The sequence below is a fragment of the Embleya sp. NPDC008237 genome, from assembly GCF_042956465.1.
In the GTDB taxonomy this organism is placed as follows: domain Bacteria; phylum Actinomycetota; class Actinomycetes; order Streptomycetales; family Streptomycetaceae; genus Embleya.
This window is the reverse complement of the sequence record NZ_JBIBGL010000007.1, coordinates 42,642-57,183: the sequence shown is the minus strand read 5'-3', so window position 1 is coordinate 57,183 and position 14,542 is coordinate 42,642. Positions and strand designations below refer to the sequence as shown.

Sequence of the window (14,542 nt, the reverse complement as noted above, 5' to 3'; positions counted from 1 at the left end):
GTATCGGAACGGACTCGACTCAGGCGCCGATCCCACCGATAAAGGTCTGCCACGCACCGGCTTCCATCTGGAGCACCGGACCGGCGGCAACTTTCGAGTCGCGCACCAGGACCGCACTCGCGACGGGGGCCGTCTCGACGCAATTGCTGGTGGCGCCACTGTAAGTGCTCCGCCGCCAAGCGTGGCCGGCGAAAGCGCTGTGACCTGCGGCTTTGAGGTCTTCTTGGGAATCTGCGGTGATCCTCGGGGAATCGAACCGGAAATGCGCACCCGGGTTTGTGTTGCTCAAGACAATTCCTTTGCTGCGAGCTCGATCATGGACAAGGATTCACCGTACGACAGCGCCGAAGCGCGGATGTCCTCAAACAAACGCTCATAGACACTGACGTGTTCGGGCTCCTCCAGATAGAGGCTACTCGTATGCGTGTCGAGTACGACCACATCCAGATCGGAAAGCGCGGGGAATCCGATGATCGCGAATGAACCCTCGATCGCGGGGTGTGCGCCCGCCGAGAACGGGAGGATCTGCAGCCGCACGTGCGGCCGGGCGGCGGCGGCCATCAGGTGCTCCAGCTGGGCCCGCATCGTCTCCCGGCCGCCCACCACGGTGCGCAGCACGGACTCCGAGATCACCACGGTGAGCCGGAACGTGGCCTCGCCGTGCGGCCCGACCCGATCCAGCACCGCCTGCCGCTCCTGCCGGACCCGGACCAGCATGTCCACCTGCTCGGCGGACATGTCCTCGCGGACCGCGGCGATCACCGCCCGGACGTAGTCCGGCGTCTGCAACAGGCCGGGAATGAGCGAGAGTTCGAATCCGCGCATACCCGAGGCCTCGGCCTCCAGGCTGAGCAGTTCGGCGTAGGAGCTGGGCAGGATCGACGAATAGCTGTGCCACCAGCCGCGCTTCTTGGCCTCGCGCGCCAGGGTGAGCAGCGAATCCCGCTCCTGCTCGTCCTCGACCCGGTACAGATCCAGCAGGATCCGCAGGTCCACCGGTCGTACCCCGCTGCGGCCCAATTCGATCCGACTGACCTTGGAATCCGAGCACTCCAGGCGCACGGCGACATCTTCGAGGCTCAGGCCGCGCGCTTCGCGCAACCGGCGCAGCTCGGTCCCGAGCCTGCGCTGCCGAACGGTCGGATTGGGCGCCATGGCCACGCCGCACCTCCACTTACACGCTGTTCACGCACCGAACCGGAACGTCGGCGCGTCCGATCGGGGGACAGTGTGCCCTACTGCGGGTGGAAGTGTGGTTACTACCGGAAACTTCCCGTCGGTCCAAGAGTGGGAGTTGCACACTCATTCAGGACCGGGCACGCTCCATGCCGGCCATGACTTACTGTTGTCCACGGGTCGCTCTGGGTGCATGCCCCGGATCGTGCGACCCCCTGCCGCACGTCCGGAGGTCGACATGCCGGTGATGGCGGAGGACGTCCGTCACTATTGCGTTCAGCTCGCCGCCTCGACCCTGGGGGTCGGCCGAGTCCGCCGGGCCACCGGCAAGGTCCTGCACGACTGGGGCCTGGCCGAGTTGGTCGACGTCGCGGAGGTACTGCTGACCGAACTGCTGACCAACGTGCTCGTCCACGTCGGGCCCGGGGCCTGGCACGCGCTGACCCTGCTGCACGACGGCGACCTGCTGCGGGTGGAGGTGCGCGACTCGTCACCGCGCATGCCGGTCGCCCGGGTCGGCGAGTGGGACGAGGAGTCGGGGCGGGGCCTGCGGATGATCGAGGGCCTGGCGCACGCGTGGGGTGCCGATCGTCTCCCGCCGGGCAAGGTGGTCTGGTTCACCCTGCCGGACACCGTGTGCCCGACCCGCTGCGAACGACTCCGGGTGAGCGACGCGGTGTGAGCGCCTTCGTGTGACCGCCTTCGTGCGAACCACGCCGGGTGACCGGACCCCGCGCACGGCGACATCGGGTGCCCGAACTCCGCGCCACCCGCGGCCCGGCGGTCCGTCAGCCGCCGGACGGCCGGGCCGCCGCCGAACCGGCGGAGGTCGGACCGGTTCCGTCCGGGCCGCTTCCGTGCGGCTCGCCTCCGTGCGCGCCGGCGTCCGCGGCCTCCGCGAGCAGGCATTCCTCGGCGAAGGCCAGCACGCGCAGGTGATAGGCGCGTGCGGCGTGATGCAGGCTGATGTTGTGCCCGACACCGCGTTGCACATGGGTCTCCACCCACCGCGCGCCGACGAGCAACTCGCGTGCCTCGGCCGGCACTTCGGGACCGGCCGGTTGGGATCTCTCGAACTCCGCCACGGTCCAGTGCACCGGCGACACCACCCGCGCCAACACCCCGGGCAGGGTGTACGGGCTCTGTCGCACGTCGACGAACTCGGCCATCGGCACCGGGGCCGCCACCCGGCCGGCCCTGGTGAGCAGGGCCGGATCGTAGGAGCCGGCCGGCCCGAAGAAGGTGTCCGGCGTGCCGCCGCCCGCCGACGGCACGAACGCACCCTCGGTGGGGACCGTGGCGAACTCGGCCAGCCGCTCGGGGGTGTACCGCAGCGGCGCACCGCCGACCGCGACCCCGAGCAGGTCCCGGCCGCGCTTGTCGGCCGCCATCCGCAACGCCACGAGCGCGCCCATCGAGTGCGCCGCGAGGAAGACCGGCAGCGGACCCGACCCGTCCGGCTCGGCCCCGACCGCGGCCTCGCCGAGTTCGTCGAGCAGCGCGAACAGCACGTCCGCCTGCGCGTCCAGACCCTGTCGCTCCCGGGCCAGGCCCACGGACGCGCCGTAGCCGGGTCGGTCGATCGCCAGGACCGTCCAACCGAGCGCCGCGCCCAGCAGGAGCAGCGAGCCCTCGGCCGCGCCGTCGCGGTGCCAGTAGGCGGCGCGCGAGCCGCCGCCGTGGATCGCGAGCAGCAGTCCGCGCACGCGTACGCCGGGTTCGGGGCGGGCGAGCAGACCCGACAGGGTCATGCCCGCGATGTCATAGCCAACGTTCTCGACCCGGCCGGGCATGGTGCTGACCTCCACGTGCGATTGCCCACTGATGAGACCACATCGCCCCGCGGGTCATTGACGGGGTATCGACCCCGGCCAACAATGTAACGGTGTAACAGAGACGTGGTCGGAGTACTGAATCTCCCCATTCCGGACATCTCCCAGACATCGGAGTCACTCCTTGAAGCACCAGGACGTGGTCGCCACCGGGCGACGCATCATCGAGCACATCACCAACCGCACGCTCGACCTGGGCACGGCGCCCGCCGTCCTGGACGGCTCGTGCTTCACCGATCCGCAACGGCATGCCCACGAGCGCGAGGTGCTGTTCCGCCGCACCCCGCAGGTGATCGGATGGGCCGGCGAGGTGGCCGAGCCGGGCGACTTCATCGCGCGCGACGTGGACGGCGTACCGGTCCTGGTGACCCGGGACCGGGACGGCGAACTGCACGCGTTCCTGGACGCGTGCACGCACCGGGGCATGCGGGTCAGCCGGGACGCCCCGGAGACAGCGGGCCTGTCCGGCACGGGCTGTGGCAGCGCGCAACGTTTCCGCTGCGGCTATCACGGCTGGACCTTCGGCAATGACGGCGAACTGACCGGACTGCCCTCGCGTCCGCAGTTCCCGGGCATCGACCCGGCGAAGTTCGGCCTGCGCGCGCTGCCGGTCGCGCTGTCCGCCGGCCTGGTCGTGGTCGGGTTGCGCCCGGACGTCGAGGTCGCCGGCGCGCTGGACGAACTGGAGGACGCCTACGCGGGTTTCCCGTACCACCGCACGCGTGCGGTGGTCAGCGAACGGTTCGACCTGGCCTGCAACTGGAAGCTCTCGGTCGACATCAACGTCGAGGCGTACCACGTGCCGTTCCTGCACACCGCGACGATCAACGGCATCGTGCTCAACCACGGCATCGTCGACACGTGGGGCCCGCACACCCGGTTCGCCGTCCCGATCGTGGGTTTCGAGCAACTCGCCGAGGTGCCCGAGGAGTCCTGGCCCGCGCGGCTGCCGATGGTCAACGTGCAGACCGTGCTGCCGTCCACCGTGCTGATCGAGAGCCCACTGAGCACCACGATGTTGCGGATCTACCCGGGCGACCGGCCGAACCGCTCGATCGTCCACATGACCGAGGGCACCTGGGAGCCGCTGGACGAGAGCAGCATCGCCATGGCCCGGGCCAACCACGAGACCAACAAGCGGGTGCTGGTGACCGAGGACTTCCCCGGCGCCGAGTCGTGTCAGCGCGGCTTCGACGCGGGTCTGCCGAGCATGGTCGCGGGCATGGGCGAGTCGGCGGTCGCGCACTGGCACCGGGTGTGGGACGAGGCACTCGCCTCGGCGGGGTACTGAGCGCCCCGCCGGCGGCCGCGGACGGCGGGGCGGGCGGGTCCGGTCCGCAGCCGGGTTATGATCGTCCTGCTCGCGAAACGCTGTGCGGTTCGCGAAGGAGGCGCCTTTGGCCGGGCGCCTCCTTTTCTTTGCCCGGATCCGGTCGCGCTCCTTGTCCGGGTCCCGTCGCGTCCGCCCCGTCCGGGTCCGGTCCGGCCCGGTGACCGAGCCGGTCGCGCACCGGCGTGGACCCGGGTCCGTTCCGCCCGGTGTGGCCCCGGGCCGGGCCGAAGGCCGTGTCCGGGCACCGCCGCGGCCGTCCCGGACGCCTCGGACATCCCTCCCGCATCGCCCGGAGGAACCGTTTCCGGATCGTATTTCCGCGCTCTATCCGTGCCGCCGCCCAGGTCCTACTCTGCTCTCCAGCAAGCACGTCGACAGGTCCCGGAAGGGCGTGGGCGATGCCCGGAGTGCGGACGCTCGGTGAGGTGCTCGACCACGACGGCCCGCTTGCGGAGGGGCCGCTGCGCGAGGTCGCGGCGGGAATCGCCGACGCCCTCGCCCGAGTGCACGCGATCGGACTCGTGCACGGTCGGCTGGGCCCGGACCAGGTGCTGATCACCCCGTACGGGCCGCGGGTGACCGGTTTCGCCGGCCGCACCGACGCGGAAGGCGGCGGCGATCCCTCGGAGGACGTGTACGCGTTCGGCACGCTGATCACCCTCGCCGGCGGCGGCACGCCCTCCGCCGAGTTGAGCCCGCTGCTCCGGCGCTGCCTCGACCCCGACCCGGGGCAGCGCCCGACCGCGGTGGACGTCGATCGGGTGTTGACCCCGAGGGCGATGGTCCTGGTGCCGCCGGCCGCCCCCGTCGAGGAGGCCGCCGACGTGCCGCAGGCGGTCCGCGCCGAGGATCCGCCGACCGGTCGCGGGCTGACCCGGCGCCGGTTGCTGATCGCGGGCGGGTTCGCGGTCACCGCGGCGACGGTGACCTCGGCCGGCGTCGCCTTCGCCCGGTTCGCCGACCGGGGTCGGCCCCGACCCAAGGCGCGGTGGCGGCGTGCGGTGGAGGGTCGGGTGACCACGCTTCAGGTCTTCGACAACGTCGCGTACTGCACGACCACGGAGAACGTGGTCATGGCGCTGGGCACCGAGACCGGGGTCGCGCTGTGGACCGCGCGCACCGAATCGATGGTGTGGTCCGAGCCGGTGGTCTCCGGGACCGCCGTGTACCTGGGCTGTGTGGCCGGGCAGCTCTGCGCGCTCGACCCGGGCAGCGGCGAACGCAGGTGGCAGCAGTACGCCGGCGATCAGATCCTCGGCGCACCGGTCGTGCTCGGCTCGTCCCTGGTGGTCGGCACCCGGGACGACCGGGTACTCGGCTTCGACATGACGCAGGGCGCGCACCGATGGGAGTGGTCCGAGCCGCAGGCGCGCGGCGGGGTGATGCCGGCGGTCTTCGCACACGGCGCCGGCGACGCGGTGTACCTGACCTACAACGACGGCACGGTGAGTGCGATCGCGCCCGAGCGCAAGGAGCCCCGCTGGAGGATCCACCTCGCCTCGCCGATCACCCGCCCACCGCATGTGATCCGTGACCTGGTGTACGTGGTGACCGGGTTCACCCTGGTCGCGCTGAACAGCGCAACCGGCGACATAGTGTGGCGCTTCCGCGGCACGCCCGACCTGACCGCCCCGGTGGTGGCGCAGGACATCGTCTACACCACCGACGTCGGCACGCTGTACGCGCTGGACGCACACAGCGGCGCGGAGCGCTGGCGACAGAGCACCGGCGCCAGTGTGCCCAGCCCGGTGGCCCTGGTGAACGGCACCGCCTACGCCGGCGGCACCGACGAACTGCACGCCTTCGACGCGGAGTCGGGCCGGCGGTACTGGACGCACGCGCTGCCGACCTACCTGACCGCGGCTCCCGCGGGCACCGACGAGGTGCTGTTGCTGGGCACGGCCGGCTCCGAACTGGTCGCCCTGGAAACCTGATCCGCCGGGATCGGTGCCGCCGCCAGGGCGCGCCGAGCGGCCATCGCGTCGCGCGCCGTCACGGTCACGAGTCGGCCGCCGCCGGCCGGATCGCACACCGCGCGCCCGGGGGCGCTCGGCAGCCGGTCGGGCGGGGCGGGCAGGGTCAGCCGGGAGGCCACCACCGTCCCGCCCGCGGTGCCGGCCGGACCGCGCCAGCCCGGGTGCGCGGCGGGTCCGTAGGCGCTCTGCTGGCGCAGCACCGGGCGCCCGCCCACGACCACGTCCCAGCGCGAGCGCACGTCGCCGCAGGGCTCGCCGGCACGTCCCAGGACCAGCGTCTCCTGGACGAACAGGCGTGCGTCCGAGGCCGGTTCGGCCCGTACGTGGGTATGGAAGGTGGCCCGCGCGGCCACCACGACCGGCTCCGGCAGCCACTCCAGCAGGCCGCCGGGGCCGATCACCAGGTCCACCCGCTGCCGGGCCGGGGTGCCGTCGCCGATCAGGATCACCGCCGCGGCGACCGTGCGCACCCGCAGCCGCGCGCCGGCTCCCACCTCGACGCGCAGCATCAGATCGTCGCCGCCGATCGGTCCCGCCGCGCCGCCGACGAACACCACTTCGGCGGTGTCTCCCGGGGCGGACACCTCGCGCGGCAGCAGCGGCACCTGTCCGCGCAGCTCGGCCAACACCGTACGGCCGTACCGAAGTTCCGCGCGGACCACGGCGGTTGCCCTCACCCGGCGGCCGATCCCACGGTCGGCGCGAGCGGGGCCGAGGCCGGGACCGGGCCCGTCGCCGGGGTCGAGCCCGCGACCGAGTCCGAGGCCGGCGCCGAGCCCGCGACCGGAACCGCGGTACCGGCCTGCCACGCGGCGATCTGGGCGAGCACCCATGCGGCGACCACATCCGCGCCCGGGCTCTCGCGCAGCGACAGGAAGGCCACGGGGGTGCCCGGCCGCATCCGGGCCGCGTCGCGGTCCATCACCGTCAGGTCGGCGCCGATCTGCGGGGCGATGTCGGTCTTGTTGATCACCAGCAGGTCGGAACGGGTCACCCCGGGGCCGCCCTTGCGCGGGACCTTGTCGCCGCCGGAGACGTCGATGACGAACATCTGCACGTCGGCCAGTCCTCGGCTGAAGGTCATGGTCAGGTTGTCGCCGCCGGATTCGATGATCACCAGGTCCAGGTCCGGATGTGCCGCCTCCAGGTCCTCGACCGCGTCCAGGTTGCCGCTGATGTCGTCGCGCACGGCGGTGTGCGGGCAACAACCGGTCTGCACGGCGGCGATCCGGTCGACCGCCAACACCCCCGCGGCACGCAGGAAGTCGGCGTCCTCGGTGGTGTAGATGTCGTTGGTGACCACCGCGAGCGAGAAGCGGTCGGCGAGGACCCGGCACAGCGCGGCGACCAGCGCCGTCTTGCCGGATCCCACCGGCCCGCCGATGCCGATCCGCAGCGCTCGCGAGCCGGGCACGGCGGGCGCCGGCGAAGTGTGCGTGCGGGTACCGCCGTTGCCGGGGCTGTGGTCAAGATGCAAAGTGGACGACCTCCTCGTGGACGTGCAGTTCGGCGCAGACGTCGAGTCCGACCGAGGACCAGCACGGCAACCGCTCCCAGTCCCCGTCGGCGAACACGGTGCGTGCCGCGTCGGCTGCCTCCGCGGCGACCTGATCGCAGTGCCCGGCCATTTCGGCGAGCACCACGGTGACCGAGATCGGGTCGAAGGACAGCAGTTTGACCGCCGCCGAGGCGGGCCCGTTGACCACGTTGGTGGCGGCGAGCACGGCCGCCTCGCGCTCGTCGAGCCGGGCCCGGGTGGCCGCGGCGCCGAGCACTATCGCGTGGTGCGGCGAAACGCCCAGCGCGGCCCAGGGTTCGGTGGGCCAGGCCGCCTTGGCCACCCGGCGCAGCGACCTGCCCTGTGCGCGCGAGGCGGCCCGGGCGGGCGCGGAGGCGGTCCGCGCGTCGAGTTCGGCGTCGAGCTCGGCCCAGGGGGCGACCTCGGGCATCGTGTACGGGCCCGCGGTCAGCGCGGCGACGGCGGCGAAGGCCGCCTGCACCGCGCCGGTGCCGTAGAGCTTGCCGAGCAGGAATTCGGTGAGTGTGTCGAGGTCGTGCACCTCGCCCCGCAGGACGGCGTTCTCCAGGCCGCCCGAGTGCGCGTAGCCTCCGGCCGGCAGCCGGGAGTCCCCGAGGAGGAGAAGTCCAGCACCCATGAGTACCACCTCTTACTGGTCGTAACGTGTCGATGTCGGTCCTGGCCGGTCACCGCAGTCACAGTTCTACATCCTGACGGTGAGTCAGCTTGCACTGACCCTCCGTCAAGAAGCATTCATGCGCAATCAGAACAGGAAATAACGTTGCGCCATCGGCAGGGTTCCGGCCGGCGCCGCGACCACCTTCTCGCCGTCGATGCGCACCGAGAACGTCTCGGGATCGACCTCGATGTGCGGCATGGCGTCATTGAGCGGCATGGCCGACTTGCCCCTTCCCCGCACGTCACCGGTCGGCACGAGTCGGCGGTCGATGTTCAGCCGTCCCGCGAGCCCGTCCTCCAGCGCCGCCGGAGCCACGAAGTGCACCGAGGTGGCCGCGGCGGTCCGCGCCGCCGCGCCGAACATCGGCCTGGGCAGCACCGGTTGCGGCGTCGGAACGGAGGCGTTCGCGTCGCCCATCGCGGCCCACGCGATCGCCCCGCCCTTGACCACCAGATGCGGCCGGACACCGAAGAACTTCGGGTCCCACAGCACCAGATCGGCGAGCTTGCCGACGGCGACCGAGCCGACCTCCTCGTCGAGGCCGTGGGCGACCGCCGGGCAGATCGTGTACTTGGCCACATACCGCCGGGCCCGCAGGTTGTCCGCGGCCCCGTCGCCGGGCAGTGCACCGCGCCGGACCTTGTTCACGTGCGCGGTCTGCCACGTGCGCAGCACGGTCTCGCCGACCCGGCCCATCGCCTGGCTGTCCGAGCCGATCATCGAGATGGCACCGAGGTCGTGCAGCACGTCCTCGGCGGCGATGGTCGAGGGCCGGATCCGCGATTCGGCGAAGGCGAGGTCCTCGGCGACGGCCGGATTCAGGTGGTGGCAGACCATCAGCATGTCGAGGTGTTCCTCGACCGTGTTGACGGTGTGCGGCCGGGTCGGATTGGTGGACGAGGGCAGGATGTTGGGCAGGCCCGCCACGGTGATGATGTCCGGCGCGTGTCCGCCGCCGGCGCCCTCGGTGTGGTACGCGTGGATGGTGCGCCCGCCGATCGCGGCCAACGTGCTCTCCACGAACCCGGTCTCGTTCAGCGTGTCGCTGTGCAGCGCGACCTGGATGCCGGCCGCGTCCGCCACCCGCAGCGCGGCGTCGATCACGGCCGGGGTCGAGCCCCAGTCCTCGTGCAGCTTGAGACCGCCGGCGCCGGCCCGGATCTGCTCCCACATGGCCTCCTCGGACACGGTGTTGCCCTTGCCCAGGAGCACGAAGTTGATCGGCACCTCGTCCAGCGACTCCAGCATCCGGGCCAGGTGCCACGCACCGGGCGTGACGGTGGTCGCCTTGCTGCCCTCGGCCGGCCCGGTACCGCCGGCGACCATCGTGGTCACCCCGACGGACAACGCCTCGGGAAACTGGGTCGGCGAGATCAGGTGCACGTGAGAGTCGACGGCGCCGGCGGTCAGGATGCGTCCGTTGCCCGCGATGATCTCGGTCGACGGCCCGATCACCAGGTCCGGATGCACGCCGTCCATGATGTCCGGATTACCGGCCTTGCCGATCCCACGGATCCGCCCGTCCCGGATACCGATGTCGGCCTTGACGATCCCCCAGTGGTCCAGGATCACCGCGCCGGTGATCACCGTGTCGGGGGTGCCCTCGGCGCGGGTGCGCGGCGACTGCCCCATCGACTCCCGAATCACCTTGCCGCCACCGAAGATCGCCTCGTCCCCGGCCGCCCCGTGCGGGCGGGTCAGATCCTCGGTGACCTCGACGAGCAGCTCGGTGTCCGCGAGCCTGATCCGATCCCCGGTGGTCGGCCCGTACAGCAGCGCATACCGATGCCGATCGATGGTGGTCATCGCGCGCCCTCCCGGTCCGGATCGCCCCCGTGCCCGACCCGAAGCCCCGGCACCACGCGCGCACCGGCCAACGGCACCAACTCCACCTCACGGCCCACCCCCGGCTCGAACCGCACCGCCGTCCCCGCCGGTACATGCAGCCGATGCCCCCGGGCCGCCGCCCGATCGAACTCCAACGCATCGTTGGCCGCCGGGAAATGCAAATGCGACCCCACCTGAACGGGCCGATCCCCGGTGTTCACCACCACCAGCGTCAACACCACCCGCCCGGGATTGAGCGGGATCTCCTCCTCGCCCAACAGAATCTCCCCGGGTACGACGGCCACGAGCGACCTGCGCGGCTTCACGGGATCGGCCGATGCACGGTCACCAGCTTGGTCCCGTCCGGAAAGGTGGCCTCGACCTGCACCTCACCCACCATCTCCGGGACACCCTCCATCACGTCATCGCGCCCCAACACATGCCGCCCCGCCTCCTGGAGGTCCGCCACGGATCGCCCGTCCCGAGCCCCTTCGAGCAAAAACGAAGCCAACACCGCGGTCGCCTCGGGACAGTTGAGCCGAAGCCCTCTGGCTCTACGCCGCTGCGCCAGGTCAGCCGCATAGGACACCATCAACCGCTCCTGCTCATGCGGGGTCAGCAGCACGTCGCGCCCCTCCTCCGAGGTCGTACCGACTCGTTGCCCTCGAAGCCTGACCGCTTCGTGTTTCCCACCGAAACGGTGCATGTTAACGCGGTGTATCCAAACCCTCACGCATCGGCGACCGATGGGATCGGCGGATAGGCCGACAAACACCGTGCGATCGGCGCCGCCATCGCATCGACGCGCTCGCGTCGCAGCCCGGTCGCGCCCCGGCGCGAGCACGACGAAGCAGCCCCGACCGGCCGGGATCCCTCGGCCGGGCGGGGCTGTTCGCGGATGCGCGTCGCAGTCGGCTCAGAAACCGCCGCCCGGTGGGGCCTCGATCTCGTCCGCCGGGTCGAAGCCGAAGACCTTGCCGTAGAACCACAGTTCGGCTTCCAGGGCGCGGATGATGTTCTCCGACCGTCGGAAGCCGTGCTGCTCGCCCTCGAACGCCAGGTAGACGTAGGGGAGTTGCTTCTCCTTCAGGGCGGCCACGATCAGCTCGGCCTGGGCCGGCGGGACCACCTCGTCCTCCAGTCCCTGGAAGACCGCGAGCGGACTGGACAGGTGCTCGGTGTGGTTGATCGGCGAGCGTGCCCGGTACACCGCCTCGGCCTCGGGGTAGGGGCCGACCAGGCGATCCAGGTAGCGCGATTCGAACTTGTGGGTGTGCCGGGCCAGCGCGGCGATGTCGGCGACGCCGAAGTGGCTCGCGCCGGCGGTGAAGTCGTCGCCCGCCACCAGTGCGGCCAGCGTGGTGTAGCCGCCCGCCGAGCCGCCGCGGATGGCCAGCTTGGCGCCGTCCACGACGCCGGTGTCGGCCAGGTGCCGGGCCACCGCCGTGCAGTCCTCGACGTCGACGATGCCCCACGCGTCGTACAGCAGGTTGCGGTATTCGCGGCCGTAGCCGGTGCTGCCGCCGTAGTTCACGTCCGCCACCGCGAAGCCCCGGCTGGTCCAGTACTGGATCCGCAGGTTGAGCACCGCAGGTGCCTGCGCGGTCGGGCCGCCGTGGATGGACACGATCAGCGGCGGCAGCGCGCCCTCGGGCGCCCGGACGTCCGGGTTCTTCGGCAGGTACAGCAGCGCGTGCGCGGTGCGGCCGGCCGCGGACTCGAACTCGATCGGCCGCGGTGCGCTGAACCACTCCGCGTCGAAGCCGAAGTCCCGGGCCGGACGCAGTCGTTCGATCTGCAATGCGGTCGCCGTGCCGGGCGCGAGCCGGACCCGGCGCGGCGCGTCCTCGTCGTCCGGGCCGCCGCCGACGAGCAGCACGCCGCCGGGCACCGCGGCCAGGTCGGACAACCAGGTCAGCCCGGTCTCCACCCGGGTGGGCGACTCCTCGGGCCGGGTCGGATCGACGATGCCCAGGTGGGCGAAGCCGCCGGAGTTGACCGAGCAGGCGATCCGGCCGTCGTCGAGGAAGGCGTAGAAGCGCTCGCCGAAGACCCACTGCGGGCCCCCGATCTCCGCCTCGACCGGCGCCACCGCCTCGACCTGACCGCCCGCACCGACCCGGTACAGGTTCCACCAGCCGGTGCGGTCCGACGCGAACCACAGCGCGCCGTCGGGTCCCCACTCGGGCTGGACCACCGACTCGCGCCCACCGCCGGCGACCGCCTGTGCGCCGGTCGGCCGCGGCCCCGCCTCGATCGCCGCCACCATCAATTCGGCGGCGTCCCACGGCATGTCCGGATGCGACCACTGGGTCCAGGCCAGCGCCGAGCCGTCCGCGGCCGGGCGCGGCGAGGACACGAAGTCCGGGCCGGTGACCAGGACCCGCTCGCCGCCGAGGCCGTCCAGCGGCAGCGCGACGATCTCGTTGACCGCCTCGCCGTGCGCCTTGACCGCGGCCGGCTCGTGGCTCTCGCGCACCGCGACCAGCCACTCCCCCGGCCCCCACTGCCCGGCCGGCACGATCGTGCAGTCGGCGTAGCGCAGGCCCGCCTCGGTCTCCGGCTCCGCGGTGATCGGCACCGGCGCCGCGTCGCCCGGCGCGAGCCGGTACAGGCGCTGGTCGGTCCAGTTCGCGAAGACCAGCACTCCCGCGCGAACCGTCCAGGCGGCGCCGCCGTACTCGTGCACACGGGTGCGGGCCGAGAAGCCCTCCGGGAGCACGTCCTCGGGAGACCCGCCCGGCCGTAGTCGCACCAGCTGGATGCGCCCGCCCTCGGACGGCCGGCCCTCCGACCACCACACGTCCCGGCCGTCGGCTCGGATGTCACCGGTATTCGCGGCCCCTTCCACCAAGCGCTCGGCCGTGATCGGCGAGGGCCAGGAACCGTATGTCTTCGTCGCGTCGGCGTTCATGTCGGCACTCATGACCCGATCCTCTCCATCCGGAGCCGGGAAAGCATCCGGCAGAGCCCTCGAAAACCGGGTCGACCCGAGCGGGTTGGACGCGGGATCATGTGCGTATGACGACAGATCTCGACATTCGCGGCGTGGTGATACCCGCCGCCGAGCTGTCGTGGCGGTTCTCGCGCTCCTCCGGACCGGGCGGGCAGTCGGTGAACACCACGGACAGCCGCGCCGAGGTGTCCTTCGACCTGGGCGCCAGCACGATGCTGCCCGACGTGCTCAAGGAGCGCGCCCTGCGCCGACTGGAAGGTCGTCTGGTGGACGGCGTGCTCACCGTCGCCTCGTCCGAACAGCGCTCCCAGCTGATGAACCGGCAGAGCGCGGTGCGCCGACTGGTCGACATCCTGGTCGAGGCCACCGCCCCGCCCCCGCCGCCACGGCGGCCGACCAAGCCCTCACGCGGGATGCGCGAGCGCCGGCTGCGCAACAAGCACCATCGCGGTGAGATCAAACGACTGCGACGCTCGACCGGGGACTGATCCCGAGTCCGAACAGGGTCCGAACCGGACCCAAAGTCGAGATGAAGTGTCGCTTACCGAAGCATTACGGATCACACCCGGAAAACCGCGCCACAAGCACGATTCGCCATCGCACACTGCCAACGCCGGCAAGACCACCCGCGAAACGCAGTGAACGAAGCGAAGGACACCGGGATGCCCTCCCCCGCACGTGCAGCACACCCGCCCCAGCCGATGACCGTCCCGACCGCGTACCACTCGTCGAGTCATCCGTGACCGCCGTCGGGCGGGCCCGTGCCCGCGCTCGACACGACCGGCGTACCTCGACGGACCCCCGGCACGACACCGATCCCGACCATCGGCCCGGCCCCGTGTTCGTCCGCTGGACCATCGCGCCCACGGTCGCGGGCGTACCCGAGGTCCGACACCGCCTGCGCGACCTGTTACGCGCCTGGGGGGTGGCCGAGGAGATCGAGGAGACCCTGCTCCTAGTCGCCACCGAGTTGACCTCCAACGCGGTCCGACACGCCGCGATCCGCACCGAGCGGATCCGGATCACCGCCTCGCACAGCGGCTCCGAGATCCGTCTGGAGGTCGCCGACGACCACCCGTTCCGCCCGCACGCGCTCCTGGAGACCGGCCCCGAGGCCGAGGACGGCCGGGGGCTGATGATCGTCAAGCTCACGGTGGCCGAACTCGGCGGCCGCATCGACGTGCTGCCCGGCGGCACGGGCAAGAGCATCCGGGTCACCCTGCGCGCGGACGCCCGGGGATAGC

General features: G+C 71.7%; 14 protein-coding genes and 1 pseudogene. 5 read left to right on the top strand and 10 right to left on the bottom strand.

All coding sequences use genetic code 11. From position 1 onward, the window contains the following. Positions 1–19: 19 nt before the first annotated feature. Together ACFZBU_RS19215 and ACFZBU_RS19210 are read right to left on the bottom strand one after the other, a co-directional pair. A complete protein-coding gene (locus ACFZBU_RS19215; protein WP_391584801.1) occupies positions 20–289 on the bottom strand; it encodes a DUF397 domain-containing protein in 270 nt (89 codons plus the stop codon). Beyond that, positions 286–1,155 carry a helix-turn-helix domain-containing protein gene (locus ACFZBU_RS19210; RefSeq protein WP_391584800.1) on the bottom strand — a complete coding sequence of 290 codons (870 nt, stop codon included), beginning with the start codon at positions 1,153–1,155 and terminating at the stop codon, positions 286–288. The genes ACFZBU_RS19215 and ACFZBU_RS19210 overlap by 4 nt, the downstream gene beginning before the upstream one ends. A 259-nt stretch (positions 1,156–1,414) precedes the next feature. Between ACFZBU_RS19210 and ACFZBU_RS19205 the strand changes: the two genes are divergently transcribed. Then, positions 1,415–1,858 (top strand): ATP-binding protein, encoded by a 444-nt coding sequence (locus ACFZBU_RS19205; RefSeq protein ID WP_391584799.1) that lies wholly within the window; start codon positions 1,415–1,417, stop codon positions 1,856–1,858. A 106-nt stretch (positions 1,859–1,964) separates the two neighbouring features. Here ACFZBU_RS19205 and ACFZBU_RS19200 read toward each other — a convergent pair whose 3' ends face one another. Next, positions 1,965–2,969, bottom strand: a complete 1,005-nt coding sequence (locus ACFZBU_RS19200; protein WP_391584798.1) for an alpha/beta hydrolase — start codon at positions 2,967–2,969, stop codon at positions 1,965–1,967. Positions 2,970–3,132: 163 nt separating this feature from the next. Between ACFZBU_RS19200 and ACFZBU_RS19195 the strand changes: the two genes are divergently transcribed. Both ACFZBU_RS19195 and ACFZBU_RS19190 read left to right on the top strand, forming a co-directional pair. Further along, on the top strand, positions 3,133–4,299 hold the full coding sequence (locus ACFZBU_RS19195) for a Rieske 2Fe-2S domain-containing protein (RefSeq protein ID WP_391584797.1): 1,167 nt from the start codon (positions 3,133–3,135) through the stop codon (positions 4,297–4,299). A 440-nt stretch (positions 4,300–4,739) separates the two neighbouring features. Beyond that, the gene (locus ACFZBU_RS19190) at positions 4,740–6,275 is read left to right on the top strand and encodes a PQQ-binding-like beta-propeller repeat protein (RefSeq protein WP_391584796.1); all 1,536 of its coding nucleotides are present in this window, start codon (positions 4,740–4,742) and stop codon (positions 6,273–6,275) included. Here the strand turns inward: ACFZBU_RS19190 and ACFZBU_RS19185 are convergent. The 7 genes and pseudogenes from ACFZBU_RS19185 to ACFZBU_RS19155 form a co-directional block, all read right to left on the bottom strand. After that, positions 6,191–6,994, bottom strand: a complete 804-nt coding sequence (locus tag ACFZBU_RS19185; RefSeq protein WP_391584795.1) for an urease accessory protein UreD — start codon at positions 6,992–6,994, stop codon at positions 6,191–6,193. The genes ACFZBU_RS19190 and ACFZBU_RS19185 overlap by 85 nt on opposite strands. A 113-nt stretch (positions 6,995–7,107) precedes the next feature. Continuing rightward, positions 7,108–7,794, bottom strand: a pseudogene (gene ureG, locus ACFZBU_RS19180) (urease accessory protein UreG); the annotation flags it as partial. Next, entirely contained in the window at positions 7,784–8,473 is a 690-nt protein-coding gene (locus tag ACFZBU_RS19175; protein ID WP_391584794.1) for an urease accessory protein UreF, read from the bottom strand. The pseudogene ureG and the gene ACFZBU_RS19175, both read right to left, overlap by 11 nt. 126 nt (positions 8,474–8,599) lie before the next feature. Continuing rightward, complete coding sequence (locus ACFZBU_RS19170; protein WP_391584793.1) at positions 8,600–10,321, bottom strand: urease subunit alpha; 1,722 nt, start codon at positions 10,319–10,321, stop codon at positions 8,600–8,602. Further along, positions 10,318–10,647 (bottom strand): urease subunit beta, encoded by a 330-nt coding sequence (locus tag ACFZBU_RS19165; RefSeq protein WP_391584792.1) that lies wholly within the window; start codon positions 10,645–10,647, stop codon positions 10,318–10,320. Before ACFZBU_RS19165 ends, ACFZBU_RS19170 begins: the two co-directional genes overlap by 4 nt. 17 nt (positions 10,648–10,664) lie before the next feature. Continuing rightward, positions 10,665–10,967 (bottom strand): urease subunit gamma, encoded by a 303-nt coding sequence (locus ACFZBU_RS19160; RefSeq protein WP_391584791.1) that lies wholly within the window; start codon positions 10,965–10,967, stop codon positions 10,665–10,667. A gap of 291 nt (positions 10,968–11,258) precedes the next feature. Then, positions 11,259–13,268, bottom strand: coding sequence for a S9 family peptidase (locus ACFZBU_RS19155; RefSeq protein WP_391584790.1), 2,010 nt, complete (start codon positions 13,266–13,268; stop codon positions 11,259–11,261). Positions 13,269–13,363: 95 nt separating this feature from the next. Here ACFZBU_RS19155 and arfB point away from each other — a divergent pair, with 95 nt between their 5' ends. Together arfB and ACFZBU_RS19145 are read left to right on the top strand one after the other, a co-directional pair. Beyond that, entirely contained in the window at positions 13,364–13,786 is a 423-nt protein-coding gene (gene arfB, locus ACFZBU_RS19150) for an alternative ribosome rescue aminoacyl-tRNA hydrolase ArfB (protein WP_391584789.1), read from the top strand. A 251-nt stretch (positions 13,787–14,037) separates the two neighbouring features. Then, positions 14,038–14,541 carry an ATP-binding protein gene (locus ACFZBU_RS19145; RefSeq protein WP_391584788.1) on the top strand — a complete coding sequence of 168 codons (504 nt, stop codon included), beginning with the start codon at positions 14,038–14,040 and terminating at the stop codon, positions 14,539–14,541. Position 14,542 lies beyond the last annotated feature (1 nt).

Excerpts from the sequence above, each read along its gene's own strand:
- ACFZBU_RS19210 (WP_391584800.1), bottom strand. The coding sequence starts at position 1,155 with ATGGCGCCCAATCCGACCGTTCGGCAGCGCAGGCTCGGGACCGAGCTG.
- ACFZBU_RS19205 (WP_391584799.1), top strand. The coding sequence starts at position 1,415 with ATGCCGGTGATGGCGGAGGACGTCCGTCACTATTGCGTTCAGCTCGCC.
- ACFZBU_RS19200 (WP_391584798.1), bottom strand. The coding sequence starts at position 2,969 with ATGCCCGGCCGGGTCGAGAACGTTGGCTATGACATCGCGGGCATGACC.
- ACFZBU_RS19190 (WP_391584796.1), top strand. The coding sequence starts at position 4,740 with ATGCCCGGAGTGCGGACGCTCGGTGAGGTGCTCGACCACGACGGCCCG.
- ACFZBU_RS19175 (WP_391584794.1), bottom strand. The coding sequence starts at position 8,473 with ATGGGTGCTGGACTTCTCCTCCTCGGGGACTCCCGGCTGCCGGCCGGA.
- ACFZBU_RS19170 (WP_391584793.1), bottom strand. The coding sequence starts at position 10,321 with ATGACCACCATCGATCGGCATCGGTATGCGCTGCTGTACGGGCCGACC.
- ACFZBU_RS19155 (WP_391584790.1), bottom strand. The coding sequence starts at position 13,268 with ATGAGTGCCGACATGAACGCCGACGCGACGAAGACATACGGTTCCTGG.
- arfB (WP_391584789.1), top strand. The coding sequence starts at position 13,364 with ATGACGACAGATCTCGACATTCGCGGCGTGGTGATACCCGCCGCCGAG.